We start from the raw sequence: 25,043 nt of genomic DNA, 5'->3' as shown, positions 1-25,043 counted from the left end.
ATCGCGTCCGAGGTAGGATGACTCCGCACTGCCGACTGAGGGGACCTCCATTGTCCGAACACCGGCACCGCGGTCTGCACGGACAGACCGTGGAGACGCTCGCCGCCCGGATCCTGTCCGACGAGTGGGGCGAGGGCACCGTGCTCGACCTGCCCGCGCTGCGCGAAGAGCTCGACATCTCGTTGACCGCGCTGCGCGAGGCGCTCAAAGTGCTGGCCGCCAAGGGAATGATCGACGCGCGCCAGAAGCGCGGCACCTTCGTGCAGCCCCGCGACCAGTGGAACATGCTCGACACCGACGTCATGCGCTGGCAAACCGCGGCCAGCGACAACCCGGGCCTGCTCGACGAGCTGACCGAGGTCCGCACCGTCGTCGAACCCGCCGCCGCCCGCATCGCCGCCGAACGCGCGGACGCCGTGGATCTCGCGGCTTTGCAGGCCGCCCTCGACGACATGACCACCGCCGGCGACGACCCCGAAGCCAGCGTCCGCGCCGACCTGACCTTCCACCGCGCCCTGATGACCGCGACGCACAACAACTTCCTGCTTCAGGTCGAACGCGTCATCGCCATCGGCCTCGCGGAGCGCGACAAGCTGGTGCACGGATCGGGCCCCTCGGACAACCCCGTGCCCTCCCACCGGAAGGTCCTGGACGCAATCCTGGCCCGAGATCCGGGGGCGGCGGAGAGTGCGATGTTCGCGTTGGTGACGAAGTCCCGGGACGACTTGGACAAGGCGAAGAAGTCGCGGCGGTAGGCGGTCAGCTCTCGGCGAGCGCCGCCTGCAACATCCTCGCCGCAGCGGCCCGCGGCGCCGGGTCGATGGCGATCAGGGCGTTCACCACCGCGCCGTCGACCAGTGCGACCAGGCGCTCCAGCTCCGCCGCGGACACGGGCGTGCCCGAGCGGGTGAAGATCTCCAGCAGCAGTTCGTTCAGCTGGTCCGACAGCGTCCGCATCAACGGTCGCAGATACGGCCGCCGCCCGGTGGCCACGAGGCGTTCGTAGCGCAGCAGCACGGCCTCGGCGTCGGCTTCCGGGTCGCCGGAGGGCGGGCCGAGCAGGAGGTCGAGCACGAGCTCCACGGTCGCCGAGACGCCGCGGTTGCGGGTGGCCAGCTCCTCCAGCTGCTGCCGCCCGTTGGCGAGCTCCACCTGCGAGTGGTGCTCGACCGCGGCGGTCACCAGGTCCTCGAGCGAGTCGAAGTAGTACGTCGTGGACGCGAGCGGCAGGCCGGCCCGCTCGGCGACGGCTCGGTGGCGCACCGCGTCGAATCCGCCTTCGGCGAGCAGCTCCGCCGCGGCTTCGACGAGGGTGGCTCGGCGGCGCTCGCCCTTGGGGGTGGTTGCTGCTGCCGTCATGGCCGGTCATTCTGCCAGCCGCGCCATCAACGGGCCGTCAGAACCGGGGTGCCAGCGAGGCGGCGAAGCGCGCCAGTTCACCGGCGTACGGCGCGGGGTGCCCGAACGTCCCCGGCACACTCACCAGCACGAGGGTCCCGCCGGTACCGGTGGCAGCACGCGCGGTGACCGCTCCGGCCGACTGGGCCGGGTACGTCACCGGCGCCCCGCGCGGGAAGACGGCCACGGAGATCGCGCCGTCCGGCAGGGGGAACCCGGCGCCGCGGGCGCCCGTCGTACAGACGCTGCCCTGGGAGGCTTCCGTGGCGGTGAAGTGGCCTGGGAGCTCGCCAGCGAGGGCGGTGGCGAGCTCCCAGTCCACCTTTTCGCACCCGGAGGCGCCTTCGACCCGAGGGCCGGTCCTCCCGTCTCCACTGCCTCCCTGCTGAGGCGGCAGAGCCGGGAAGTTCCCCTCCCCAGTACCCAAAGGACGCGCAGCCGACACACCGGGTTGCGCGGGAGCTTCGGCCGAATTCATGACAGCGGCGGAATCGGGCTTACCGCCCGTACCGGCCACGAGCCCGTACGCGCCGAAGCCCAGCAAAGCCAGGACCACAGCGCTGCCACCAGCGGCAATGCGGTTGCGGCGGCGCAAAGTCAGCCGGCGCGACTCGCGCACGACGTCGTCCTTCGTGAACGTGGCAGGCGGCACCTCGCCAGGCAGAGTGGAGAACAACTCACGCTCATCCATTGGCCTCCACCTCCCGTTCCAGCACCTCTCGCAGGTTCGCCAGCCCTCGCGCGGTCTGGCTCTTCACGTTGCCCTCGCTGCAGCCCAGCGCCTTCGCCGCGGCCGTCACGTCCAAGCCCTCGAAGAACCGCAGCACCAGCACAGCGCGTTGTTTCGGCGGCACTTCCTTCAACGCCGCCAGCAGGTCTTCCCTGGTCGCGACGCTGTCGGCCAGGCCGGGGCCGTCCGGTGCCGGCTCCGGCATGACCTCGGTCTGCCACTCCCGGCGCCACGGCCGGCGCGACTCGTCGATGACGGCGCGCACGAGCGTCTTGCGGACGTACGCGTCGGTCGCGGCGCGGTCCCTGATCTTCTTCCACCTCCGGTGCAGCGCGACGAACGCCGTCTGGGCGAGGTCGTCGGCCTTGTGCCAATCGCCACAGAGCAAGTACGCGGTCCGGCGCACGGCGTCCCGCTTCGCGGAGAAGTACTCCGCGAACTCGTCTTCGTCGCGCTGGTCCACGCGGTCTGCTGCTCCGCTCTTCTGCTCATCCGTCCTCAATGACGGAACCGGGGGCGTCCACGGTTGCACGAGACCGCCGATTCCCTCCACCCCCCGCCGCATTGATCGCGCGGGTGGCGGTGTGATGTGATCGCGGCGTGACCTCGACTCCGCTCGATTTCCGCTCCGACACCGTCACCCGCCCGGATCGGCGCATGCGGGCCGCCATGGCCGAGGCCGAGGTCGACGACAACGTGATCGGCATCGACCCGACCATCGCCCGGCTCGAAGAGCGCGCCGCCGAGACGCTCGGCATGCCCGCCGCGCTGTGGACGCCCAGCGGGACCATGGCGAACCTCATCGCCCTGTCCGTGCACCTCCAGCGCGGCGACCGCTTCCTCGCGACGCGCGGCGCCCACGTGCTCACCAACGAGCTCGGCTCCGCCGCGTGGCTCGCCGGCGGCATGCCCGACATCCTGGAGCACGACGCCGGCCCCGGCCGCCCCACGCCCGACCTGCTGCGCGCCTCCATCGGCAACCCCGGTCCGTATTTCACACTGCGCACCACGCTGCTCTGCCTGGAGAACACGCACAACGCGGCCGGCGGCGCCGTCACCCCGCCCGAGGAGCACGCGCAGCTGGTGGCCGTCGCGAAGGAGGCCGGGCTCAACGTCCACCTCGACGGCGCGCGCATCTGGCACGCATCGGTCGCGTTGGGGGTGCCGCCTGCGGCGCTGACCGTCGGTGTCGACAGCGTGAGCGCGTGTTTCAGCAAGGGCCTCGGCGCGCCGGTCGGCTCGGTCGTCGCGGGCAGCGTCGAGTTCGTGGAGCGGGCGCGCCGGATGCGCCAGATGCTCGGCGGCGGCGTGCGCCAGGGCGGTGTTCTCGCCGCGGCCTGCCTGGTCGCGCTGGACAACGTCGGCGAGCTGGCCGAGACCCACGAGCACGCCCGGCGCCTGGCCGCGGGCCTGGCCGAGCACGGCTGGGGCGTCGCCACGCCGGACACCAACATCGTGCTCGCCGAGGTCCCCGACCTCGCCGTGGCCCTGGAGTGGCTCGGCTCGCTCGGCATCCAGGCGCTGCCGATGGCCGGCAAGGTGCGCTTCGTGCTGCACCGCGACCTCGAACCCACCGCCGTCGAAGACGCGCTGCAGCGCATCAAGGCGGCCTCGCGATGAACTGGATCGTCTTCGACTACGGCGAGGTCCTCTGCACGCGCACCACCGCGTTGCCGAAGCTCGCCGCCACGATGGGCGTGCCCGCCGAGGAGTTCGAGCCCGTCTACTGGGCGGTACGCGAGGCGTACGACCGCGGTTCGAGTGACCTCGAGTACTGGACGTCGATCGGCGATCGCGTGGGCGTACGAGTCGACGACACGATGTCGGAGGAGCTCACCGCCATCGACGTCGCGGGCTGGTCGAACCTGGCACCGTCGTCCCTGGAGCTGCTCGAAGCGCTGTCGGAAGCCGGGGCCGCGCTGGCACTGCTGTCCAACGCGCCTTCGTCGTTCGGCAAGTGGGTGCGCGAGCAGGAGTGGGCGAAGCTGTTCCGCGTCACGCTGTTCTCGGGTGACGTGAAACTCGCCAAGCCCGACCCCGAGATTTTCCACCTGTTACTGGAAAAGCTCGAAGCGAAGCCGGAGGAGTGCCTGTTCTTCGACGACCGCGAGTCCAATGTGGAGGGAGCGCGCGCCGTCGGCATCCGGGCACAGCTGTGGGACGGCGCCGAGGCCGCCCGCGCCGCGCTCGACTGAGGCCGCACCCTCGCGACCCGGCCGCCCACCCGGCGTGAACCCGATCACCTAAGCTGTGCGCGTCCCGACGAATCTTCCCCGGTAGGTGCCCTGTGGCCGACCACCTCGCGCCGGTCGACTTCGACCGGCCGAGCAACGCGCGGGTGTACGACGCCCTGATGGGCGGCCGGGACCACTACGCCGCCGACCGCGCCGTGCTGCGCCAGATCCTGGAGCTCGCGCCGGCCGCGCAGACGATGGCGCAGGAAGTGCGGCAGTGGCTCGTGCGCGCGGTGCGGATGCTCACCGACCGCCTGGGCGTGGACCAGTTCCTCGACCTCGGCTCGGGTTTCCCGACGGTGGAGAACACGCACCAGGTCGCGCAGCGCGTGAACCCCGAGGCGCACGTGGTGTACGTCGACCACGACCCGGTGGTGCAGGCCCACGGCCGCGCGCTGCTGGCGGAGAACGACTACACGCACATGGTCGGCGCCGATCTGCTCGACCCCGAGCGCACGCTGGCGCACCCGGACGTGACGGCCCACCTGGACTTCGAGCGTCCGCTGGGCCTCATCCTGTGCGCGGTGGTGCACCACATCCCCGACTTCGCCGTGGCGCGGGCGGTGGTGAAGGCCTACGTCGACGCGCTCGCGCCCGGCTCGTACGTCGTGCTGCTGCACCAGTACAACCCCGCGGACGGCAGCGCGGCCGCCGAGCTGGCAACGTCTCTGGAATCCCGCTTCGCCACCACCGGCCTCGACACGCTCTACCGCACGCGCGAGGAGATCGCGTCGTTGTTCACCGGGCTCGAGCTCCTGCCGCCTGGCCTGACGTACCCCCACCTGTGGTGGCCGGGCGGCCCGCGTCTGGCGCCGCTCACGCCGACGAACTTCACGACGCTGGCCGGGGTCGCGCGCGTTCCTTAGTCCACTGTGGTCAGTTCCGCCGGAAACACGATTCGACGAAGTCGAAGATCAGCTTTTCCAGCCGGTCCTGGGTTTTGGGGTCGCGCAACATGTCGGTGCCGTGGGTTCCGCCGGGCAGGATCTCCAGGTGCTTGTCGGCCGGCGGCGCCCCGGACGCTTCGTACAGCTTCTTCACCTCGCCGATCATGTTGCCGCTGTAGTCGTCCGGCTCGACGGCGAAGAACGCCGGCTTGGTGACCTTGCGGATGGCCGCCACCGAGTCGCCGCCGCAGTTGCTGGGCGAGGACAGGATCAGCAGGCCCACCAACTGCGGTTCCTTGGCCGCGAGCCGGGCGGCCGAGCTGCCGCCGCACGAGGCGCCGCCCAGCAGCATCGACTTCGCGCCGCGCCGGTGCAGCTCGGCGAGGGCGGCGCTGGTGTCGGTGTCGAAATTGCCGGTGATGGAGCCGCCGTTCTTCTGCGCCGCGCCATGGCCGCGGTACTCGAACACCATCACGTGGTAACCCTTGGCCGCGAGCTTCTCGGCGGTGTCCAGCCAGGAACAGATGTAGTAGCCGGACTCGTGGTCGAGGAGGATCCCGCGGTCACCGGAGCCGAACTCGATCGCCGGCAGGTGGAAGCCGTCCGACGTGGTCAGGCTGAGCACCTGCGGATCGAGCCGGTCGGGCACGCAGGTGTTGACGGGGAAACCCGACGCGGTCTTGCGCGTACGCTCCGGCACGGTGACCTCGTACGGCCGCGGCGGGGTGGCGGGCGGCCGCTGGGTCTCCGGTGGTTTTGTGGAGGTCTGCCGCGTCGAGGTCTGCTGTGCCGGCTGGTCAGGGGCGGTGGCTTGGGGCTTGGCGGCGGCGTTGGGGTTGGCCGAGCACGCCGTGACGGCGAGTGCACACAGCAGAACGAGTAGTGACCCGGCGGTTCGAGTGGTGCTCATCGGTCCTTCCTCGGCGGAGCGGTACGCGCTCCACGGTGGCGGACCGATGTGAGGAAGCGATGAGGATCAGGTCAGGGTGCGAAAACGTCGATGCGGCGCCCAGCCGTCGTGGCCGGTCGCCGCACCGAAGGTCGCGTCCCCCTGAAGCCCGAGTGATCAGCGCCCGATGCGCTTCGCGTCCTTCTTGCCGCTGATCGCGCCGTAGGCCGCGGTGCCCAGGAACACCACGCCGCCGATGATCGCGATCCACAGCACGGCCTTGAACACGAAGCCGATCACCGCGCCGAGGACCATGAAGGCGATCCAGGCGACGATGAGCCCTCCGACGATCTTCCAGAACATGGCTCCTCCATGACGTTTCCGCGCCACGCCGGCCCGGTGCTGTCCAGCGTGCCACCCGCGGCGCGAAAACTCTCTCCGTCCAGCCAACGTTCAGGGGGATATCGGGGTTCCCCCTGACCGGTTCACCTGAGCCATTCCCCCAGGCGGCGGACGCCTTCGTCGACGTCCTCGGTGGCCCCGGCGAACGAGAACCGCACGAACTTCCCGCCGTCGACCGGGTCGAAGTCCACGCCCGGCGCGATGGCGACCCCGGTGTCGGCGAGCAGGCGCTGGCACCAGCTGAGGCTGTCGGTGGTGTACGCGGAGACGTCGGCGTACGCGTAGAAGGCCCCTTCGGCGGGGGCGAGCTTGTCGAGACCGATTTTCTTGAGCCCCGCGAACAGCCGATCGCGGTTGCGCCGGTAGTGCTCCACGTGCGCGTCGGCCTCCGCATACGACTCCGGCGTGAACGCCGCGACGGCCGCGTGCTGCGCGATCGCGGGCGGGCAGATCGTGAAGTTGCCCGTGAGCACGTCCACGGCCCGGTGCAACCGCTGCGGCACGAGCATCCAGCCCAGCCGCCAGCCCGTCATCGCGAAGTACTTCGAGAACGAGCCCAGCACGAGCGCTTCGCGGCCGTACTGCCACGCGCAGTCGAGCTGCTTTTCGTAGGAGATGCCGTGGTAGATCTCGTCACTGATCAGCTGCACCCCGTGGGACGCGCACCAGCCCGAGATGGCCGCCAGCTCCCCGGGCGGCAGGACCGTGCCCGTCGGGTTGCTGGGGCTCGCCACGATGAGGCCGTCCAGCGGCCCCAGCTCGTCCAGCAGGTCGACGGTGGGCTGGAAGTTGGTCTCCGCGGTCGTTGCGAACTCCACGACCTCGCAGCCGAGCACCTTGAGCAGGTTCCGGTACGCCGGGTAACCGGGCCGCGCCATCGCCACCCGCGCCCCGGGGTCGAACGCGCTGAGGAAGCTCAGCAGGAAACCCCCGGACGACCCGGTGGTCATCACCACGTCCTGCGCGCTGACATCCACGTCGTACGTACTGCGGTAATGCCCCGCGACGGCCTCACGCAGCTCCGGGATGCCGAGCTGCTCGGTGTAGCCGAGCGTGTACTTGTCCAGCGCCTCTTTCGCCGCCCGCCGCACCGCCTCCGGCGCGGGCGCCGACGGCTGCCCCGCCGCCAGCGACACCAGGTCCCCGTGACTGCGCTGCCTCGCCTGCGCCGCGGACAGCACGTCCATCACGTGGAACGGGGGAACGCCGGCCCGCAGCGCGGGCCCACCGAAAGCACCGATGTCGACCATGCCGCCAGGCTAACCGGGCACGGCTCGTGAGCAACGGTTGCCGCTCACGAGCCGCGCTTCGGTTGTCTTGCTCTGCTGTCGTGCCTTGCTGCCCTGCTCAGTACCCGCGGTACGCGCCACCGTGAGCCATCGCGGCGATGCCCGGCACGTTGCTCATCGACCCGTACCGGTCGAGCGAATACCGCACACCCGCGATGATGTTGTCGACCGGGTTGTAGATGTTGTCGTGGCCCGGCAGCTTGTGCGCCTGGAACGTCGAGTCGATGCACTGCATCAGACCCTTGGAAGGGTGCCCGGCGGCAGCATTGGAATCCCAGTTGTTGATCGCGTTGGGGTTACCGCCCGATTCGTGCTGGATGATCGCCCAGATGTTCTTGACGTCGGCTTCCGTGACGTTCACACCGTTGGCCTGCAGGATCTTGATGGCCTCGTCGATCCACTCCTGCACGTTGCCCGGCGGCGGGGACCCGGGCGGGCCGCCGCTGGGTCCGAGGCCGCCACCCCCACCGCCACCGCCGCCGCCTCCTCCGCCGCCACCGCCGTGGTGGGAGCTGGTGTGGAGACCGCCGGTGCTCTGGGGGACAGTGCCGTCCTTGCCGGGGAGGGGAACCTTCGAGTAGCCGCCCTCGATCTGCGTCTGCATCAACTGCTGCGAACTCTTGACCATGCCGTCCGCCTGGGTCAGCAGCGGGTCGATGGTCTGCTCCGCGGCCGTGGCGTCCTTGAGGTTCGCCGCGTTCGCCGCGTCGATGATCGACTGCGAAGTCGGGCTCGGCGCCGCGCCCTTCTTGTCCGAGTTCGCGTAGTCGGCTTCGGCCTTCTGCGCGGCCTGCACCTTGGGCGTTTCGGTGTTGATGCGGTTCTGGATCGCCGTGTGCGCCTGATCCCTGGCGGTGACGACCTTGCCCTTGAGGGTGCTCAAGTTCGACGACAGCTGACTGAGGTCGTTGCCGACGTCGGTGAGGTGGCCCTGCACCTTGTCACCCGCGGTGGTGATCTGCCGGACGTACGCGACGAACGAATCGGCCGCGTCGCCCTTCCACACGCCACTCGCCAGCGAATCGGTCGACGACTTCAGCGCGGCGCTGTGGTCACCCGCCTGCTGCGCGGCGTCCTTGAACTGCTGCGCCGCCTTCTCGATCGCCTCGGGCTTGATCCCGTCGACCTTCGACGCCTTCTGCGTCACCGTCTGCCAGTTGGGCGGAAAGTCGATCAACGCCACCCTGCTGCCCCCTCACGCATGCGTCCCAGCCTCAGTTCCGGTCTTCGTGAACGGTCAGGTCGCTCTTGGCCACGGCATCGGTCTCCGCCATCAGGCCGGCGGCCTTGCGGAGAATGAAGCCGGTCGCCTCCATCAGTTTCCCGGCGGCCTCGAATTCACCGTGCACACCCTGCTTGAACTGACCGACGGCACCGTGCACGTCCTTCGAACCCCCCATTGTTCCGAAAGGACTTTCAGGTTCGTCGTCGACTCCGGTGAGGTGCTGCCGGGACTTCTCGAACTCGTCCTTCAGCTGCTCGACCTTCTTGGCCACGATGGCCATGGAGTCCGGGTCGTAAACAGGCACCGTGCGTCATCCCCTTCCGCTTCCCGTCCGATCAGACGCGCACCTGACCAGGCCGGTTCCCGCTCACTTTAAGACCTCGGCCATACCGCCGGTGTGGATCTCCGGAACTTCCACCCGCGTGCACCGCACTAGCATGATCATCGGGGAGGTACGAGCAGAAGTGAAGCCATTGAATCCGGGCGAAGCACGACAAGTCGGGCGCTATCGTCTTGTCGCTTCCCTCGGCGAAGGGGGAATGGGCCGCGTCGCGCTGGGGGTGTCGCAGGACGGTCGGCTTGCCGCGGTCAAGCAGGTTCATCCCGGGTTCGCGCACGATCCCGGGTTCCGCTCGCGGTTCCGGCGAGAGGTTCAGTCGTCGCGGATGGTGTCCGGCGCGTACACGGCCGCGGTGATGGACGCCGATCCCGACGCCGACCTGCCGTGGCTCGCGTCGGTGTTCGTGGCCGGCCCGTCGCTGCGACAGGCGATCGACGCCGTCGGCCCGCTCCCGGTGCAATCGGTGCGATCTCGCTGCGCTCCGTCGCGTGGACCCGTGCCAACTGCTGACCCGCGATTCGCTGCCGAAGACAGGGCCGATCCTCAAGCCCTCACCTCAGAGCCCTTTGAGCAATGCGATTTTTACCTCGAAAAGACCCCGACTTACGCCGAGGTGTCGAGCCTCAACATTTCTCTCGGTGCGTCGCTCGCGGGTTCAAGCCGGGGACCGCACGAACGTCGGCTCGTTCAACGCCACCAAAGCCAAGACGCCAACGGGTGCACCTTGACCGACGTATCCGTTTCCACCGGGCAGCCTGGTCGACGCCGATCTTTGTTCACCCAAGCTCAGGCAGCCGCTCGAAGAAGCCGTCCAAGACAACTTGCGGACCGAGGTCCAAGGTATCCACCGGTGTTATTGGCAAGGCAACAAGCTCTTTGACATCTCAGTCGACCGCGTGACGCAGCCCGGTGCTGGTATCTCCAATCCACAGCGCACCCAAGTCGGTGACATCCAGGTGTGCTACGAGGCCGACCAAGCAGGGTGCACGGTCGAATGGACCTACCCGCAGCACGAAGCCGGCTGGTGGGACGAAATCGTGGTGATCGGGCCTGAGGACACGACGCCCTCGGGGCCGACTTGTGACACCACGCGCAAGTTCGCCGAAGTGGTCGCGGCGAACATCAAGAAGGCCTCATAACGCGGATTGCAGCTCCCGTACCCGTTCCACCAGCACCGCGTTGTCCGCCGGGGTGATGGTGGCCCAGGTGTGGCCGTCGGGGTCGTCGGTGAGTTGGAAGAGGTAGCGGCCCGCGTCGGTGTCGAAGAAGGCGGTGGGGTGGGGCGAGCGGCGGATCGTGCCGTCGCGGAGGGTGCGTTCGGCGGTGAACTGGCCGCGGGCTTCCTGGCCGAGCAGCATGCCGGCGAGTTCCTGGGCTTCCCACAGGGCGAGGCCGCGATCCTCGAGGGCGGTGACCAGTGCTTTCGGGTCGCCGCCGGCTTCGGCGTCGGCGGCGACGAGGGTGGCGTGGGGCACCGAGACGCTCTGGCCGAGGCCCGCGGAGAGGTCGCCGGCGACGGGGACGGCGGCTTCGGCCAGCGCGCCCTCGTCGGCGGGGATGAGCCAGACCTCGTCGCGGTCGACGACGGCGAGCACGGCCTGGCTGCCGCGGCTGACGGCGCGCCCGTGGATCTCGCGGTCGGCCCAGACCCAGACGTCGAGGGCGGACTGCGGGCGCGACAGCAGGTGCAGCTGGTCGAACAGCTCGCCCGACGCGCGGCGCCCGCGCGCGAGGCGGCGGCGCGAAAGTCCCGCCCACGCCTGGTCGATCAACTCAGCGCGTTCGGAATGCGTGCGGCCCGGCGAGGGCACGCCGAGCGCGGCGGGACGGCGGCCCAGCTCGAGCGACTCCCACAGGACGTCGAACTCGAGCGTCGAGAGCACGAGGTTCACGCGTCGTCGCCGATCACGTCGTCGGAGACCAGGCGGGGGTCGGTGAAGAGGTCCTTGTCGTCGACGCCGAAGCGGCGCACGTGGTCGGCGTCGTCCTCGTTCTGCGTGGCCGCGGGGGCGAGGAACTTCGCGTCGCCCGAAGGCTGCTTGGGCTCGATCTGCTCGGTCTTGCGCAGCGCGATCGCCTCTTCCTCCGGCAGCTCGCCCACCGGCAGCGGACGCACGGGTCCCTTCGACGGCGCACCACCGAAACCCCGGCCCTGCCGTTCCCGGTCACCGGCCACGGCACCGCCGGCCACGCCCGCGCCGAGCGCCGCGGCACCCGCGCCGAGCTCGCCGGCCGACGCACCCGGCCGCGGCGGCGCGGCGGGACCGCTCACGCTCTCCTCCGGCACAACGGGTGACTGCGGACCGCTGCCGACCATCCGGCCCCGGCTCAACGCCGGGTCGCCACCACCGGTCCCGCCGGCCGGACCGCGGCCGAGGACGGCGTCAGGCCCGGTCGACGATCCACCCGGCGCAGCGCTGCCGGAGCCGGGCCCGGGCCCTCCGACGAAACCACGCCCGGCACCGGGCTGCCCCTCGAAACCAGGACCGAAACCAGGCCCACCACCCCGGACAGGCCCACCGAACCCAGGCCGTCCAGGCACGTCCGGCCGGCCGCCACCCCGAGGCATTTCCCAACCGGGCGGCGGCGTCGACGGCCGACCCGAAACCGGAGGAGCAACGGGGGCCGCCCCAGGCGGAGGCGCAGCCGGCCGCCCCGGAGGCGCAGCCGGCCGCCCCGGAGCCGAAGCCGGCGCCGTGTAACCGCCGGATCCACCGGACCCGGCCGACCCACCAGGCATCGCGATCCCCAACGCCGGCGTCGGCGGATCCACCGCCAGCCGGTTCGCCACCGGCTGCACCACCGGCGGATCCACGTGCCGCGACTGCACCGAGGCCGAAGCCGGCCGCACTCCGCCGTCCGGCGTCACGTCCACCGCCGACCCGGCCAGGTCGAGCACGCTCTTGCGCCCGTCCGGCTCCGTCATCGACAGCGACTGCGGCTGGCTCAGCGGCTCCGACGCCAACAGGTTCTCGCCGCTCTGCTGCGCGTACGCGTTCAACGCCTCGAGCGCCTGGCTTCGCGCGTTCTGCGCCGCGTCGACCGCCGTCGCGTGGTCGGTCTCGAAGCCGATCAGGCTCAGCACGGAGTCGCCGAGCGTGTAGCCGCCGGCGCCCTTCATCAGCGTGGCGGGGTCGGGCAGCTTGAACTTGGTGCGGTTGAAGGCCTCGCCCTGCGCGAAAAGCAGCTCGGCGGTGTTGGACACCTTCCGCATGGCGTCCTGGGAGAACCCGGCCTGGTCGGTGAACACCTGCCCGGCCGCGCCGCCCGCCTGGCTCTGCCACTCGACGCCGAGCTGCGTCAGCTGCGTGCGCAGCGCCTGGTCGGTCTCGGCGAGCGCGGTCGCGACGGCCTTCAGCGCGTCGACGGCCGTGCCGATGCTGCCGATGCCGTCGCCGTCGGAGAACTTCCGGATCTCGTCCGCGAGGGACGTGTCCGTCCAGCCGTCGAAGCGCTGGTCGCGGATCTTGCCCGCGAGGTCGGAGATCTCCACGCGCCCTCCTAGGTCCGTGTCCTGAGGTACTGCAGCGCCAGGTCGGCCGCCTGCGTCGCCTGGTCGCACAGTTGCTGCTGGGTGAACGCACCGGCGGTGACCGCAAACGCTTGCGCCGCCAGCGTCTGGCCCTTCGCGACGCCGACGAGCACCTCGCAGTCCGAAGGCGTGCCGGCCGCGCGGTAGTTCGTGAGCGCCGGGTAGCCCTCGACCGCGAACGGCGCCGTGGTCATGCTGTTCTTCCGCCGCGCGCCGGTGAGCCACTCCTGCAGGTCGGCGGTAACGGTGCGCAGGTGGTAGGCGTGGAACGGCTCGGTCTTGTCCGCGTCGAACACGCACGTGGGCCCGTCCTGCGGATCGGCGGCCTTGCGCGGCACGGCGTTGACCTGCAGCTCGTCGAGCTGCGCCTGGCCCAGCAGGTCACACGGGTCCACGCCCGTGAGCGGGAGGTCGGCCGGGCGCGGCGGCAGCTGCGAAGCCTTCGCGGCCTGCGAAGCCGAGCTCACCGCGGTCGGCACCGGCACGGCCGTGCCGGCATCGCCGGACGAGCACCCGGCCGCGCCGAGCGCGAGCGCCGCGACGAGAGCACTAGTGAATGCCGTGCGCACCACGGTCCCCGAACGCCGCGGCCTTGTCGTCTTCGCTCGCCTGGTAGGTCTGGGCCGCGGCCCGCAGCTGCTCGCCGAGGCGGCGCAGGTTGGCGACGTACGCGCGCGCTTCGGCCGCGTAGGAGTGATCACCTTCCGCGACGATCATGTTCCACGCCGCCACGGAATTCACGCTCACCGCGTCGGCCGAAGGCGTGTCGATGCGCAGCTCGCCCAGGCGCGTGAGCAGCTTGTCCTCGAGTGCGTTGGCCTGCTCGTCGACGGCCTTCGCCACGTCCAGCAGCTTCTCCGGCGCCACGATGAGGTCCGCGACGCCGGGCGCGGCCGGGACGGACGACGCCAGGTCGGACAGCGGACTGCTTCCCGCCATGCGCTCCCCCTCGGTAATACGGAGTGTGACCGTTCGGCCCCGCTACGAGGCTACCAACCGCCGGGTGATCGGGAGGCGGAAACTCAGGCGTTCACCGGCATGGTGATGTCGCCGTTGGCCGCCTTGAGCGCGATGTCGGTGCGGTGGTGCGAGCCCGCGAGGTGCACGCGCTCCACCGTCTCGTACGCGTGCTTGCGCGCCGACTTGAGCGACTTGCCCGTGCCGACCACGGACAGCACACGCCCGCCCGCCGACACCACGGCGCCGTCCTCGCGCCGCCGCGTGCCCGCGTGGAGCACGCCTTCGAGCTCGCCGCCGGTGATCACGTCGCCGGTGCGCGGCTTGCCGGGGTAGCCGTCGGCCGCGATCACGACCGTCACGGCCGCGCCGCCCGACCACTCCAGCGGCGGCTGCTTCGCGAGCTTGCCGGTGGCCGTCGCGTGCATCAGGCCGGCCAGCGGCGTGCGCAGCAGCGCCAGCACGACCTGGGTCTCCGGGTCGCCGAAGCGGCAGTTGAACTCGATGACCTGCGGGCCCTCGGACGTCAGCGCGAGACCGGCGTAGAGCAGGCCGGAGAAGGTGGCGCCGCGCGCGTCGAGCTCGTCGACCACGGGCTGCACGATGCGGGCGACCACGTCGTCCACCAGGCCTTCCGGCGCCCACGGCAGCGGGGCGTAGGCGCCCATGCCCCCGGTGTTCGGGCCGGCGTCGTCGTCGCCGACGCGCTTGAAGTCCTGCGCGGGCAGCAGCGGGACCACGGTGCGGCCGTCGACGAAGCAGAACAGCGACGCCTCGGGTCCGTCCAAAAAGGACTCCAGGAGGACGGGGTGCCCGCCGTCGAGGAGCATCAGGGCGTGCTTGCGCGCGACCTCGACGTCCTGCGTGACGACCACGCCCTTGCCGGCCGCGAGGCCGTCGTCCTTCACGACCCAGGTGGGACCGAAGCGCTGCAGCGCGGCGTCGAGGCGGGCCGGAGTGTCCACGACCTCGCTGCGCGCGGTGGGGACGTTCGCGGCGGCCATCACGTCCTTGGCGAAGGCCTTCGAGCCCTCGATGCGCGCGGCCGTGGCCGACGGTCCGAAGCAGGCGATGCCCGCCTTCCGCACCGCGTCGGCGACGCCCGCGACCAGCGGAACCTCGGGGCCGACCACCACGAGGTCGGCCTTCCACCCGCTCGCCAGGGCAGCGACCGCTTCGGGATCAGCCGGTTCGACACCCATCTGCTCGGCGACCGCGGCCGTCCCGGCATTGCCGGGCGCGCAGGCGAGCGCGGTGACGGCGGGATCGCCGGACACCGCGAGGACGAGTGCATGCTCCCGGGCGCCGGACCCGATTACCAGTACGCGCACGCCGACCAGCGTAACGGGCTCGGGTCGGCGGGGGCATTTCGCCGTCCGTGAGGCACCTGTCCCGTGCTGTCCGGAAGCGGATTCCATGCACCGTTTACCGGTTTGTCAGCCGTCTGCCCGCCCTGTGCCGCTCACCGGACGCTTGCGGCCGTGAGGGTGGCGGCGGGCGTTGCCAAACCGGCCGAAAGTAGGCGGTACCGGACTGGCAGCCGCCTTCCTGCCGCCAGTTTCCGCCGTGACTGTGGTCGGATTGGCAAATAAACGGCGCAGTGTGGCAAATCCGTCAGATGAGGACGGAGCGCCCGGTAGAGAGAGGTCCCTTTCCCATGAAGCGCAAACGCGTGGGTGTGCTCGCCCTGTCCGGTCTCGCCCTGCTCGGGGTCGCGAGCCTGGCCATCGGTCCCGCCACGGCGGCCCCGCAGCAGGTGGCGGGCGCGGCGGCGCACCGGCACGATGACCCCGTGATCGTCGGACACCGGGGCGCGCCCGGCTACCGCCCGGAGCACACGCTCGCCTCCTACGAGCTCGCGTTCCGCATGGGCGTGGACTTCGTCGACGTCGACCTCGTGCCGACCAAGGACGGCCAGCTCGTCGCGCGGCACGAGCCGGAGATCGGCGGCACCACCGACGTGGCGGACCACAAGGAGTTCGCCTCGCGCAAGACCACCAAGACCGTCGACGGCGTGTCGATGACCGGCTGGTTCACCGAGGACTTCACGCTCGCGGAGCTCAAGACGCTGCGCGCGAAGGAGCGGATCCCGGAGAACCGCCCGAACAACCAGCTGTACAACGGCCGCTTCCAGATCGCGACCTACCAGGAGGTCATCGACCTCACGCGGCGGCTGAGCAAGGAGCTGCACCGCACGCTGGGCACGTACCCCGAGGTCAAGCACTCGACGTACTTCTCCTCGATCGGCAACCCGACCGAGCCGAAGCTCGTCGCGTTCCTCAACCGCAACGGCCTCAACCGCGCCGACGCGCCGGTGATCATCCAGTCGTTCGAGGTGGCGAACCTCAAGGAGCTGCACAAGCAGGTGCGGGTGCCGCTGCTGCAGCTCACGGAGGCTTCGGGCGCGCCGGCCGACTTCGTGGCCGCCGGTGACAAGCGCACGTACGCGGACATCGTGACGCCGGCGGGGCTGCGTGAAGTCGCGAAGTACGCGAAGTACCTCGGCCCGGACAAGGCGCAGATCATCCCGCGCGACGCTTCGGACAACCTCGGCAAGCCGACCTCGCTGGTCGCTGACGCGCACCGCGTGGGTCTCAAGGTGCAGCCGTACACCTTCCGCAACGAGAACCCGTTCCTGCCGGCGAACCTGCGTTCTTCCGCCAGCCCGACCGCGTTCGGCAACGTGTTCGCGGAGGAGGCGGCGTTCCTCAAGGCCGGCGTCGACGGCTTCTTCGCCGACCAGGCGGACACGGCGCTGGAGTCGCTGCACGATTTCCTGGGGCACTGATTTTTGGCTCTGTAGCCGGATTTTCCGCAGGCCCGTTCACCCGATGGTGGACGGGCCTGCTGTTTTTTGTCGGTGCCGGTTCCTAGAGTTGCCGCCATGGTTCTGGGGGAGGAGATCGACCGGCTGGCGCGTGACACCGGGTTTTCCGGGGTCGTGTCGGTCAGCCGTCGTGATGAATCGGTGCTCGCGCGTGCGTACGGCTCGGCGCACCGCGGGTACGGCGTACCGAACACAGTGGACACCAGGTTCGCGATCGCCAGTGGTACCAAGGGTTTCACTGCCTTGGTGGTGGTTCGGCTCATCGTCGAGGGGTTGCTGACCCTGGGCACCCGGGTGCGCTCCCTGCTGGGCGCGGACCTGCCGTTGATCGACGACGACGTCACGGTGGAACACCTGCTCTCCCACCGCTCGGGCATCGGCGACTACTGCGACGAAGACGCCTCGCCACCGGCGCAACCGCAGTCCTTCACCTCGGCGGCGGCGTATTTGCCCGCACTGGACGGGTTCCCGCAACGGTTTCCGCCGGGATGGCGGTTCTCGTACAACAACGGCGGGTTCGCGGTACTGGCGTTACTGGCGGAACGGGCTGCGGGTACGCCTTTCGCGGATCTGGTCGCTTCGCGCGTTGCCGCTCCTGCCGGCATGACACACACGTCGTTCCTCCGCTCGGACGCGCTACCCGGCGACGCGGCCACGGGGTACCTGGAAGACGGGCGCACCAACGTCTTCAGCCTGCCCGTGGTCGGCAGCGGCGACGGCGGGATCTACTCGACCGCCGGCGACTTCGCGGCGTTCTGGTCCGCGTTTCACGCCGGCCGGATCGTGCCACCGGAGTGGGTTTCGCGAATGACGACCGTGGTGAGCACAGACACCTCGACCCGCGAACAGCTCCGCTACGGCCTCGGCTTCTGGCTCCCACCCGACGACACCACGGTGATGCTTGAGGGCTACGACTACGGCGTCTCGTTCCGCAGCGTCTCGCGCCCCTCCGACGGCCTGGTGTTCACGGTTGTTTCCAACACTTCGGAGGGTGCGTGGCCGTTGACCCGATGGCTCGGAGGGGAGTTGGTGGCGAACGGCTGATGCGCGAAGGAAGCGCTCGGCCGGCCGGCCGATCGCGGTAAGTCCGGCGGCCGGAGCAGGACCGGCTGAACGACAGCCCTCGCGATCTCGAAGGGTTGCCACGGACAGCCGTTGATGGGTTGCGACGGGCTGGCACGAGGTTGACAGCAGGCTGCTGCCGTCAGTTGCGGGTTGGCTGCACCGGCCTGTCTGCGGATTGCGGAATGCTGCGGGGCGTTGTGGCGGAGCACCTCGTCACGCGGCCAGGCGCCCACGGTCGCGGTGAGGAACCAATGGCGGCCGCGCGCGGGAGGGGTTCTTGACGGAGCCTTGACACCCGCGGACGGGCCGGGCTAGCTTCTCCGGAACTTCAAAGGTCTGTACACATACCTTTCAGGTGGGTGCCCGATGGATGTCTCCGACCAGCAGACCGCCGAACCCGACCGACACGATGAGGACAGTGCGCGGCTGCATGCGCTGGGGTATGCGCAGGAGCTGAAGCGCACGATGTCGTCGTTTTCGAACTTCGCGGTGTCGTTCACGATCATCTCGATCCTGTCCGGATGTCTGACGCTGTACGGCTTCGGCATGAAGACCGGCGGGCCCGTGGCGATGATCTGGGGGTGGCCGCTCGTCGGTCTCTTCGTGATCCTTGTGGGGCTCGGCATGGCGGAGGTGTGTTCCAGCTACCCGACGGCCGGTGGTCTGTACTACTGGGCCGCGAAGCTCGCGACACGCAACGGGCCGGCGTGGTCGTGGTTCACCGGGTGGTTCAACCTGATCGGGCAGATCGCCGTGACGGCGGGCATCGACTTCGGGGCGGCGCTGTTCCTGAACGCGTTCCTCGACCTGCAGTGGGGCTATGCCGCGACGCCGGGGCACACGATCCTGCTGCTGGCGATCATCCTGGTCGTGCACGGGGCGCTGAACACGTTCGGCGTGCGCGTGGTGGCGATCCTCAACAGCGTGAGCGTGTGGTGGCACCTGATCGGGGTGCTGGTGATCGTCGGCGTGCTCGTGTTCGTGCCGGCGAAGCACCAGGAAGCGTCGTTCGTGTTCGGGCACTTCGCGAACGAGACGGGCTGGAGCTCGTCGGTGTACGTGTTCGCGCTCGGGTTGCTGCTGGCGCAGTACACGCTGACCGGCTACGACGCGTCGGCGCACATGACCGAGGAAACCAAGAACGCCGCGAAGGCCGGGCCGCGCGGGATCATCAACTCGATCCTCGTGTCGCTCGTCGCAGGGTGGGTACTGCTGATCGGGCTCACGTTCGCCATCCAGGACTACGACGGCGCCGTCAACTCGGCCACGGGGGTGCCGCCGGCGCAGATCTTCATCGAGGCCACCGGCGCGGTCACGGGCAAGTTCCTGCTGCTGATCTGCATCGGCGCGCAACTGTTCTGCGGCATGGCCTCGGTGACGGCAAACTCGCGGATGATCTACGCGTTCGCCCGCGACGGCGCCATCCCCGGCTCGAAGATCTGGCACCGCATCAACAAGCGCACGCAGACGCCTACCAACGCCGTGTGGCTCGCCGCCGGTGGCGCGCTGATCCTGGCGCTGCCGTACCTGTGGAGCGCCACGGCCTACGCGGCGGTCACATCGATCGCGACCGTCGGGCTCTACGTGGCGTACGTGATCCCCGTGTTCCTGCGCGTCCGACGCGGTGACAGCTTCGAGAAGGGACCGTGGCACCTCGGTCGCTGGGGCAAGCCGATCGGCATCGTCGCGACCGCGTGGGTCGTGGTGATCTTCGTGCTGTTCATGCTGCCGCAGGGCTCACCCGTCACGGTCGACTCGTTCAACTACACGCCGATCGCGTTCCTGATCGTGCTCGGCGGCGCGGCGCTGTGGTGGGTCGTGTCGGCGCGCAAATGGTTCACGGGCCCGAAGGTGCAGGGATCCGCGGCGGAACTGGAAGCCGTCGAACGGGAGCTCAAAGAACTGGGATAGACCCGGGATCAACCCGCAGGTGGAGGTGTCACCCAGCGGCGGCCGTGAAGATCGGGACGGTGAAACCGAACCGAACAGCCACTCTCGCGCTCGCCGCCGTGAGCCTCGGCGCGCTCACCGTCGTACCCGCCGCCGCGGCTACCCCGCCGCTGTCCTGGGGCACCTGCCCCGCCCCGACCCCCGACGCGTCGAGCAACACCGTCCAGCGCGACCCGCGCCAGCAGTGCGCCACGCTGACCGTCCCGCTCGACTACGCCCACCCGCACGGGAAAACCATCACCCTCACGATCTCGCGCATCCCCGGCACGAAACACCAGCCACTGGCCATCGGCCCGGGCGGGCCCGGCGGGTCCGGCCTGGACCAGCCGAGCGTGTGGTCGACCACGGCCGTCGGCAAGCAACTGCTGAGCCAGTACGACCTCATCGGCTTCGACGACCGCGGCATCGGCAACTCGACTCCGGTCCTCTGTGGACTGTCCGACGCCGACCGCGCCGCCACCCTCGTCGACCCGTACCCGGCGCCGGACGGCGACATCAGCGCCAACGTCACCTACGCCCGCCGCGTCGCCGCCACCTGCGCGAAGAACGCCGGCGCCTACCTGCCGTACCTCAACACGAAGAACGTCGCACAGGACATGGACCGCATCCGCCAAGCCCTCGGCGCGCGCGAGCTGAACTACTACGGCACGTCCTACGGCACCTACCGCGGCGCCGTCTACGCCTCGATGTTCCCGCGGAACACCGGCAAGATCGTGCTCGACAGCAGCACTCCGCCGGACGGCGTCACGGCCGCGATCCGGCTGAAGGGCGAAGCCGTGGAAACGGCGTTTCCCCCGTTCGCCGAATGGGCCGCCGACCACGACAGCACCTTCCACCTCGGCACCACCCCGGACGCGATAGAAGCCGCCTACTTCCGCATCACCGCGGCCCTCGACCAGCACCCCCGCACCTTCGACAGCGGCCGCGTCCTCACCGGCAACGACGTGCGCGTCGCCTTGCCGCCGTTCCTCGAGAAGCCGGCGATCTACCCCGTCATCGCCACGCTGATGGCCCTCGGCGACGGCCAGGACCTGCCCTTCGGCACCACCTTCACCCAGCCGATCCCCGACAACTTCGCCAGCGACCAGTACGCCGTCCTCTGCGGTGACGCGCCCGTCTCCCGCGACCCCGCGACGTACGCCGCCGCCGTGCAGCAGGACCGCCAGGCCCACCCCCTCACCAACGGCATGCCCGTCGACATCTGGCCGTGCGCCTTCTGGCCGCGCGACGCCGTGCACCAACCGCAGCCCATCACCGCGAACGGCCCGCGCAACGTCCTGATGCTCCAGAACCACGCCGACCCCTCCACCGCGTACTCCGGCGCCCTGGAGATGCGCCAAGCCCTCGGCCGCCGCGCGGAGCTGACCACGATCGACGACGCCGGCCACGGCGTGGACCTCACCAACGCGTGCACGGCCGGCCGGCTCACCGATTTCCTGCTCGAAGATCACCTGCCCGGACGCGACACGACGTGCCCGTGACCCGTCATCCGAGATCAACCTGGGTGAAGATGCGGGCATGGAGACCCTCACGCTGGTCGGAGTCCTCGCCGGCTCGCTCGGCCTGACCGCGCTCGCCCGGCGCTACAACGTGTCGGCGCCGCTGCTGATCGTCGTGGTCGCGCTGGGGGTCGCGCTGATTCCGGGCGTGCCACGGATCGAACTGGAGCCCGAGCTGATCCTCACGGTGGTGCTGCCGCCGCTGCTCTACTCGACGTCGCTCGACAGCTCGCTCACGCACTTCCGCGCCAACTTGCGCCCGATCATCGGGCTGGGTGTCGTGCTGGTGGTGGTGACGGCCGTGGTCGTCGCGTTCGTGGTGCACCTGCTGCTGCCCGACCTGCCGTGGGCGTCAGCGCTGGTACTCGGGGCGGTGGTGGCACCGCCGGACGCCGTGACGGCCGTGGCGATCGGGCGCAAGCTCGGCCTGCCGCGCGGGATCATGACCGTGCTGACCGGCGAAAGCCTGGTCAACGACGCCGCCGCGCTCACGCTGTACAAGGTCGCGCTCGCCGCCGTCGCGGGCACGGCCGGGTCGATCGGCCATGGCCTTGGCGTGTTCGCGGTGGCGACGGTGCTGGGCATCGCCGTGGGCCTCGTGGCCGGGTTCGTGGTGGTGTTCATCCGCTCGCGGCTCGACGACCCGCTGCTGGAGTCGGCGTTCGGGATCATCGTGCCGTTCGCGGCCTACGTGACGGCCGAGCACTTGCACCCGTTCGGCTCGGAGTTCAGCGGCTCGGGCGTGCTCGCCGTGGTCACGGCCGGCCTCTACCTCGGCCAGCGCTCGCTGCGCGCGTCCCCGGCCACGCGCATGCAGGACCGGTCCGTGTGGACGTCGATCGACGTGCTGCTCGAAGCGCTGGTGTTCGCGTTGATGGGCCTGCAGCTGCCGTTCGTGCTCGACGGCGCCGACCGCGCGGCCCGCGACAACGGCACCCTCGCGATCGTCGCTGTCGTCGTGCTGCTGGTGACGATGGCCGTGCGGATCCCCGCGGTGTTCCTGTCGAGCTACCTGCCGAGAACGCTGCGGCTGTTCGGCCGGACGCGCGACTCGGCTTCGTGGCAAGCGCTGGCCGTGGTGTCGTGGACCGGGATGCGCGGCGTGGTCACACTCGCCGCGGCTTCGGCCGTGCCGCTCGGGACGCCGGGGCGCCCGGAGATCCAGCTGTTCGCGTTCACCGTCGCCGTCGGCACGGTGCTGATCCAGGGCCTGACCTTGCCGCCGCTGATCCGCTGGCTCAAGGTCCGGAACCCGGCCGAGGCCGCCCGCGACCAGGCCGAGGAGCTGGCCGCGCGGGAGGTCGCGCAGAAGGCGGCGCACACGCGGCTGAAGGAGATCACGCAGGCGGCGATGGCCAAGGCGGACCTGCCGCCGGACCGCATGAAGCGGCTGGAAGAACGTCTGGAGCGGCTCGTCGACACCCGCTACCGCTTCGCGCGAGCCGCGATCACGCTGTCCGGCGAGGAACGCAGCGCCAGCCCGCAGGCGAAGTTCGCCCAGGCCCGGCGTGAGCTGCTGATCACCCAGCGCGCGGCGATGATCGCGGAGAACCGCGCCGGGCGCCTCGACGACGAGGTGCTGCGCAAGGTCCTCGTCGAGCTGGACCTCGAAGAGCTCTCCGCCACCAACACCCTCACCAACCGGATGGGCATGGGCTGACGGGCGTTCCGCCGGGAACGCCCGCCGGCAAACGGCTCAGACGAAGTCGTGGCGCACGATCGTCTGCTCGCGGCCCGGCCCCACGCCGATGGCCGAGACCCGCGCACCCGACAGCTCTTCCAGACGCTCCACATAGGACCGCGCGTTGGCCGGCAGCTCGTCGAACGTGCGGCAGCCCGAGATGTCCTCGAACCAGCCCGGCAGCTCTTCGTACACCGGCACGGCGTGGTGCACGTCGGTCTGCGTCATCGGCATGTCGTGGGTGCGGCGGCCGTCCACGTCGTAGCCGACGCACACCGGCACCTTCTCCAGGCCCGACAGCACGTCGAGCTTGGTGAGGAAGTAGTCGGTGATCCCGTTGACGCGCACGGCGTAGCGGGCGATCACGGCGTCGAACCAGCCGGTGCGCCGCGAACGGCCCGTGGTCACGCCGAACTCGCCGCCCTGCTTGCGCAGGTACTCGCCGGACTCGTCGTCGAGCTCCGTCGGGAACGGGCCCGAGCCGACGCGCGTGGTGTAGGCCTTCAGGATGCCCAGCACGGTGGTGATGCGGCCCGGGCCGATGCCCGAACCCGCGCTCGCGCCGCCCGAGGTCGGGTTCGACGACGTGACGAACGGGTACGTGCCGTGGTCCACGTCGAGCAGCGTGCCCTGCGAACCCTCCAGCAGCACCGTTTCGCCGCGTTCGAGGGCCTGGTTGAGCTGCAGGCGCGTGTCGGCGATGCGGTGCGCGAACTTCTCGCCGGCGGCGAGCACCTCGTCGGCGACCTGGTTCGCGTCGAGCGCCTTGCGGTTGTAGACCTTCACCAGAACCTGGTTCTTGAACTCCAGCGCCGCTTCGACCTTCTGGCGGAAGATCTTCTCGTCGAGCAGGTCCTGCACGCGGACGCCGACGCGGGCGATCTTGTCCTGGTAGCACGGCCCGATGCCCCGGCCGGTGGTGCCGATCTTGCGGCTGCCCAGGTAGCGCTCGGTGACTTTGTCGATCGCCACGTGGTACGGCATGATCAAGTGCGCGTCGGCGGAGATCCGCAGCCCGCTCGTGTCGACGCCGCGCTCCTCCAGACCCGCGAGCTCGTCGAGCAGCACGCCCGGGTCGACCACCACACCGTTGCCGATGACGTTGGTCACGCCCGGCGTGAGGATCCCGGACGGGATGAGGTGGAGGGCGAAGTTCTCGCCGTTGGGAAGGACGACGGTGTGGCCGGCGTTGTTGCCGCCCTGGTAGCGGACGACCCACTGCACACGGTCACCGAGCAGGTCGGTCGCCTTGCCCTTGCCTTCGTCCCCCCACTGGGCACCGATCAGCACGATCGCCGGCATGTGACACTCCAGGTGTTCGGCAACAGGGAAAGTGTCCCGATGGGACACGGGGTGGCGCTGGGAAATGCCGGTGCATGACTGTAACGGAGGACGTGGGCGTGCGCGGAATCGTGGTGGCCTGCGGTGATGATCCGCACTCGTTCACGGGCCTCCGTGACCTGTCCATCGTGCGCGTCTCGGCGCTTCCGGGCAAGACGGAAATCGATCCCTTGCTGGGGAAACACGAGCGCCTGATCGTCGCGGGGACCGACGCGGACCTCGCGGCGGTGCTCGTGCGATTGCTGCGGACCGATCGCGTGTCGGGCGTGTCGATCGGGTTCGTGCCGTCCGAGTCCGGTTCGGCCGTCGCGGCGCTCTGGGGACTGCCCACGGACCCCGTCAAGGCGCTCGAAATCGCCCTCGACGCTTCGGCCTCGGAAGTGCCGCTCGTGCGTGACGACACCGGCGGCATCCTGGCCGGGCGCGCCACTCTGCGTAACGTCCAGGGCCAGGCGTACTGCGACGAGCACCTGGCCTTCGACGGCGCCGCGGCCGCCGTGGAGGTGTCGGCGGACGAGAACGGCTTGGTCGCCCGGGTGACGCGTGGGAAGCTGGTGAAGCGCAGCGCCGTGTTCCACGGTCGCGCGTTCCAGCTCGGCTGCCTGCCGACCACGTCGCTCGTGAGCGACGGCGTCGCGCACCCCCGCGAGGTCACCAAGCGGACCTGGTACCGGCACACCGAGGACCTGCGCCTGATCCGACCGTGACCGGTTTCATCCGATAGTTCTGCGCCAGGTGGCCTAACGGCACTTTCTGTTCACTGAAGGTCTGTTACATGTCACCCGTAAGTGTTGCTT

Annotated in this window: 25 protein-coding genes and 1 pseudogene; 12 read left to right on the top strand and 14 right to left on the bottom strand. The window is 70.0% G+C overall.

What is annotated here, in order from left to right; translation table 11 throughout:
* Window positions 1-50: 50 nt before the first annotated feature.
* Window positions 51-755 carry a FadR/GntR family transcriptional regulator gene (locus tag ACFY1H_RS03395; RefSeq protein ID WP_386944276.1) on the top strand — a complete coding sequence of 235 codons (705 nt, stop codon included), beginning with the start codon at window positions 51-53 and terminating at the stop codon, window positions 753-755.
* A gap of 4 nt (window positions 756-759) precedes the next feature.
* Here the strand turns inward: ACFY1H_RS03395 and ACFY1H_RS03390 are convergent, their stop codons facing one another.
* The 3 genes from ACFY1H_RS03390 to ACFY1H_RS03380 are packed head-to-tail and all read right to left on the bottom strand — an operon-like array spanning window position 760 to window position 2,591.
* On the bottom strand, window positions 760-1,359 hold the full coding sequence (locus ACFY1H_RS03390; RefSeq protein ID WP_366580359.1) for a TetR family transcriptional regulator: 600 nt from the start codon (window positions 1,357-1,359) through the stop codon (window positions 760-762).
* Between the two features lie 37 nt (window positions 1,360-1,396).
* Window positions 1,397-2,089, bottom strand: a complete 693-nt coding sequence (locus ACFY1H_RS03385) for a hypothetical protein (protein ID WP_386944273.1) — start codon at window positions 2,087-2,089, stop codon at window positions 1,397-1,399.
* A complete protein-coding gene (locus tag ACFY1H_RS03380) occupies window positions 2,082-2,591 on the bottom strand; it encodes a SigE family RNA polymerase sigma factor (protein WP_386944271.1) in 510 nt (169 codons plus the stop codon). Before ACFY1H_RS03380 ends, ACFY1H_RS03385 begins: the two co-directional genes overlap by 8 nt.
* A 137-nt stretch (window positions 2,592-2,728) precedes the next feature.
* Between ACFY1H_RS03380 and ACFY1H_RS03375 the strand changes: the two genes are divergently transcribed.
* The 3 genes from ACFY1H_RS03375 (at window position 2,729) to ACFY1H_RS03365 (ending at window position 5,228) form a co-directional block, all read left to right on the top strand.
* Complete coding sequence (locus ACFY1H_RS03375) at window positions 2,729-3,748, top strand: threonine aldolase family protein (RefSeq protein WP_386944270.1); 1,020 nt, start codon at window positions 2,729-2,731, stop codon at window positions 3,746-3,748.
* Window positions 3,745-4,323, top strand: coding sequence for an HAD family hydrolase (locus ACFY1H_RS03370; protein WP_386944268.1), 579 nt, complete (start codon window positions 3,745-3,747; stop codon window positions 4,321-4,323). Before ACFY1H_RS03375 ends, ACFY1H_RS03370 begins: the two co-directional genes overlap by 4 nt.
* 92 nt (window positions 4,324-4,415) lie before the next feature.
* Window positions 4,416-5,228 carry an SAM-dependent methyltransferase gene (locus ACFY1H_RS03365; protein ID WP_386944266.1) on the top strand — a complete coding sequence of 271 codons (813 nt, stop codon included), beginning with the start codon at window positions 4,416-4,418 and terminating at the stop codon, window positions 5,226-5,228.
* 10 nt (window positions 5,229-5,238) lie between these two features.
* Here the strand turns inward: ACFY1H_RS03365 and ACFY1H_RS03360 are convergent, their stop codons facing one another.
* The 5 genes from ACFY1H_RS03360 to ACFY1H_RS03340 form a co-directional block, all read right to left on the bottom strand.
* Window positions 5,239-6,159 (bottom strand): alpha/beta hydrolase, encoded by a 921-nt coding sequence (locus ACFY1H_RS03360; protein WP_386944264.1) that lies wholly within the window; start codon window positions 6,157-6,159, stop codon window positions 5,239-5,241.
* Between the two features lie 156 nt (window positions 6,160-6,315).
* Window positions 6,316-6,501, bottom strand: a complete 186-nt coding sequence (locus tag ACFY1H_RS03355; protein WP_220245147.1) for a hypothetical protein — start codon at window positions 6,499-6,501, stop codon at window positions 6,316-6,318.
* Between the two features lie 122 nt (window positions 6,502-6,623).
* Entirely contained in the window at window positions 6,624-7,790 is a 1,167-nt protein-coding gene (locus ACFY1H_RS03350; protein ID WP_366580345.1) for an aminotransferase class I/II-fold pyridoxal phosphate-dependent enzyme, read from the bottom strand.
* Between the two features lie 97 nt (window positions 7,791-7,887).
* A complete protein-coding gene (locus tag ACFY1H_RS03345; RefSeq protein WP_386944262.1) occupies window positions 7,888-9,012 on the bottom strand; it encodes a WXG100 family type VII secretion target in 1,125 nt (374 codons plus the stop codon).
* A 31-nt stretch (window positions 9,013-9,043) separates the two neighbouring features.
* Complete coding sequence (locus tag ACFY1H_RS03340; RefSeq protein WP_386944260.1) at window positions 9,044-9,358, bottom strand: hypothetical protein; 315 nt, start codon at window positions 9,356-9,358, stop codon at window positions 9,044-9,046.
* A gap of 160 nt (window positions 9,359-9,518) precedes the next feature.
* On the opposite strand from ACFY1H_RS03340, the pseudogene ACFY1H_RS03335 reads away from it, so the two are divergent.
* Window positions 9,519-9,863 (top strand): annotated as a pseudogene (locus ACFY1H_RS03335) (serine/threonine protein kinase); the annotation flags it as partial.
* 427 nt (window positions 9,864-10,290) lie between these two features.
* Window positions 10,291-10,533 (top strand): hypothetical protein, encoded by a 243-nt coding sequence (locus ACFY1H_RS03330; protein ID WP_386944258.1) that lies wholly within the window; start codon window positions 10,291-10,293, stop codon window positions 10,531-10,533.
* On the opposite strand, the gene ACFY1H_RS03325 is transcribed toward ACFY1H_RS03330, so the two are convergent.
* The 5 genes from ACFY1H_RS03325 to purD all read right to left on the bottom strand — a co-directional run bounded on the left by ACFY1H_RS03325 (window position 10,528) and on the right by purD (window position 15,214).
* On the bottom strand, window positions 10,528-11,286 hold the full coding sequence (locus ACFY1H_RS03325; RefSeq protein WP_386944256.1) for an ESX secretion-associated protein EspG: 759 nt from the start codon (window positions 11,284-11,286) through the stop codon (window positions 10,528-10,530). The genes ACFY1H_RS03330 and ACFY1H_RS03325 overlap by 6 nt on opposite strands.
* Window positions 11,283-12,887, bottom strand: coding sequence for a hypothetical protein (locus ACFY1H_RS03320; protein ID WP_386944255.1), 1,605 nt, complete (start codon window positions 12,885-12,887; stop codon window positions 11,283-11,285). Before ACFY1H_RS03320 ends, ACFY1H_RS03325 begins: the two co-directional genes overlap by 4 nt.
* Window positions 12,888-12,895: 8 nt before the next feature.
* Window positions 12,896-13,495, bottom strand: a complete 600-nt coding sequence (locus ACFY1H_RS03315; protein ID WP_386944254.1) for a DUF3558 domain-containing protein — start codon at window positions 13,493-13,495, stop codon at window positions 12,896-12,898.
* The gene (locus tag ACFY1H_RS03310) at window positions 13,476-13,865 is read right to left on the bottom strand and encodes a PE domain-containing protein (RefSeq protein WP_386944252.1); all 390 of its coding nucleotides are present in this window, start codon (window positions 13,863-13,865) and stop codon (window positions 13,476-13,478) included. Before ACFY1H_RS03310 ends, ACFY1H_RS03315 begins: the two co-directional genes overlap by 20 nt.
* A gap of 83 nt (window positions 13,866-13,948) precedes the next feature.
* Window positions 13,949-15,214, bottom strand: a complete 1,266-nt coding sequence (purD, locus tag ACFY1H_RS03305) for a phosphoribosylamine--glycine ligase (RefSeq protein ID WP_366580335.1) — start codon at window positions 15,212-15,214, stop codon at window positions 13,949-13,951.
* Between the two features lie 326 nt (window positions 15,215-15,540).
* Between purD and ACFY1H_RS03300 the strand changes: the two genes are divergently transcribed.
* From ACFY1H_RS03300 to ACFY1H_RS03280, 5 genes are all read left to right on the top strand, one after another.
* The gene (locus ACFY1H_RS03300) at window positions 15,541-16,671 is read left to right on the top strand and encodes a glycerophosphodiester phosphodiesterase (protein ID WP_386944250.1); all 1,131 of its coding nucleotides are present in this window, start codon (window positions 15,541-15,543) and stop codon (window positions 16,669-16,671) included.
* A gap of 72 nt (window positions 16,672-16,743) precedes the next feature.
* Window positions 16,744-17,754 carry a serine hydrolase domain-containing protein gene (locus ACFY1H_RS03295; RefSeq protein WP_386944847.1) on the top strand — a complete coding sequence of 337 codons (1,011 nt, stop codon included), beginning with the start codon at window positions 16,744-16,746 and terminating at the stop codon, window positions 17,752-17,754.
* A gap of 387 nt (window positions 17,755-18,141) precedes the next feature.
* The gene (locus ACFY1H_RS03290; RefSeq protein WP_386944248.1) at window positions 18,142-19,686 is read left to right on the top strand and encodes an amino acid permease; all 1,545 of its coding nucleotides are present in this window, start codon (window positions 18,142-18,144) and stop codon (window positions 19,684-19,686) included.
* A gap of 59 nt (window positions 19,687-19,745) precedes the next feature.
* Window positions 19,746-21,206, top strand: a complete 1,461-nt coding sequence (locus ACFY1H_RS03285) for an alpha/beta fold hydrolase (RefSeq protein WP_386944247.1) — start codon at window positions 19,746-19,748, stop codon at window positions 21,204-21,206.
* Between the two features lie 37 nt (window positions 21,207-21,243).
* The gene (locus tag ACFY1H_RS03280; RefSeq protein ID WP_386944245.1) at window positions 21,244-22,884 is read left to right on the top strand and encodes a Na+/H+ antiporter; all 1,641 of its coding nucleotides are present in this window, start codon (window positions 21,244-21,246) and stop codon (window positions 22,882-22,884) included.
* A 36-nt stretch (window positions 22,885-22,920) separates the two neighbouring features.
* Here the strand turns inward: ACFY1H_RS03280 and ACFY1H_RS03275 are convergent, their stop codons facing one another.
* Window positions 22,921-24,207, bottom strand: coding sequence for an adenylosuccinate synthase (locus ACFY1H_RS03275; RefSeq protein ID WP_366580324.1), 1,287 nt, complete (start codon window positions 24,205-24,207; stop codon window positions 22,921-22,923).
* A gap of 74 nt (window positions 24,208-24,281) precedes the next feature.
* Here ACFY1H_RS03275 and ACFY1H_RS03270 point away from each other — a divergent pair, with 74 nt between their 5' ends.
* Window positions 24,282-24,953: a hypothetical protein gene (locus ACFY1H_RS03270; RefSeq protein WP_386944243.1), complete on the top strand. Its 672-nt coding sequence runs from the start codon at window positions 24,282-24,284 to the stop codon at window positions 24,951-24,953.
* The last annotated feature ends 90 nt before the right edge of the window (window positions 24,954-25,043 follow it).

This window comes from Amycolatopsis sp. NPDC001319, assembly GCF_042896185.1.
GTDB lineage: Bacteria > Actinomycetota > Actinomycetes > Mycobacteriales > Pseudonocardiaceae > Amycolatopsis.
The sequence above is the reverse complement of the archived record's forward strand: the minus strand, read 5'-3'. Positions and strand labels throughout refer to the sequence as shown.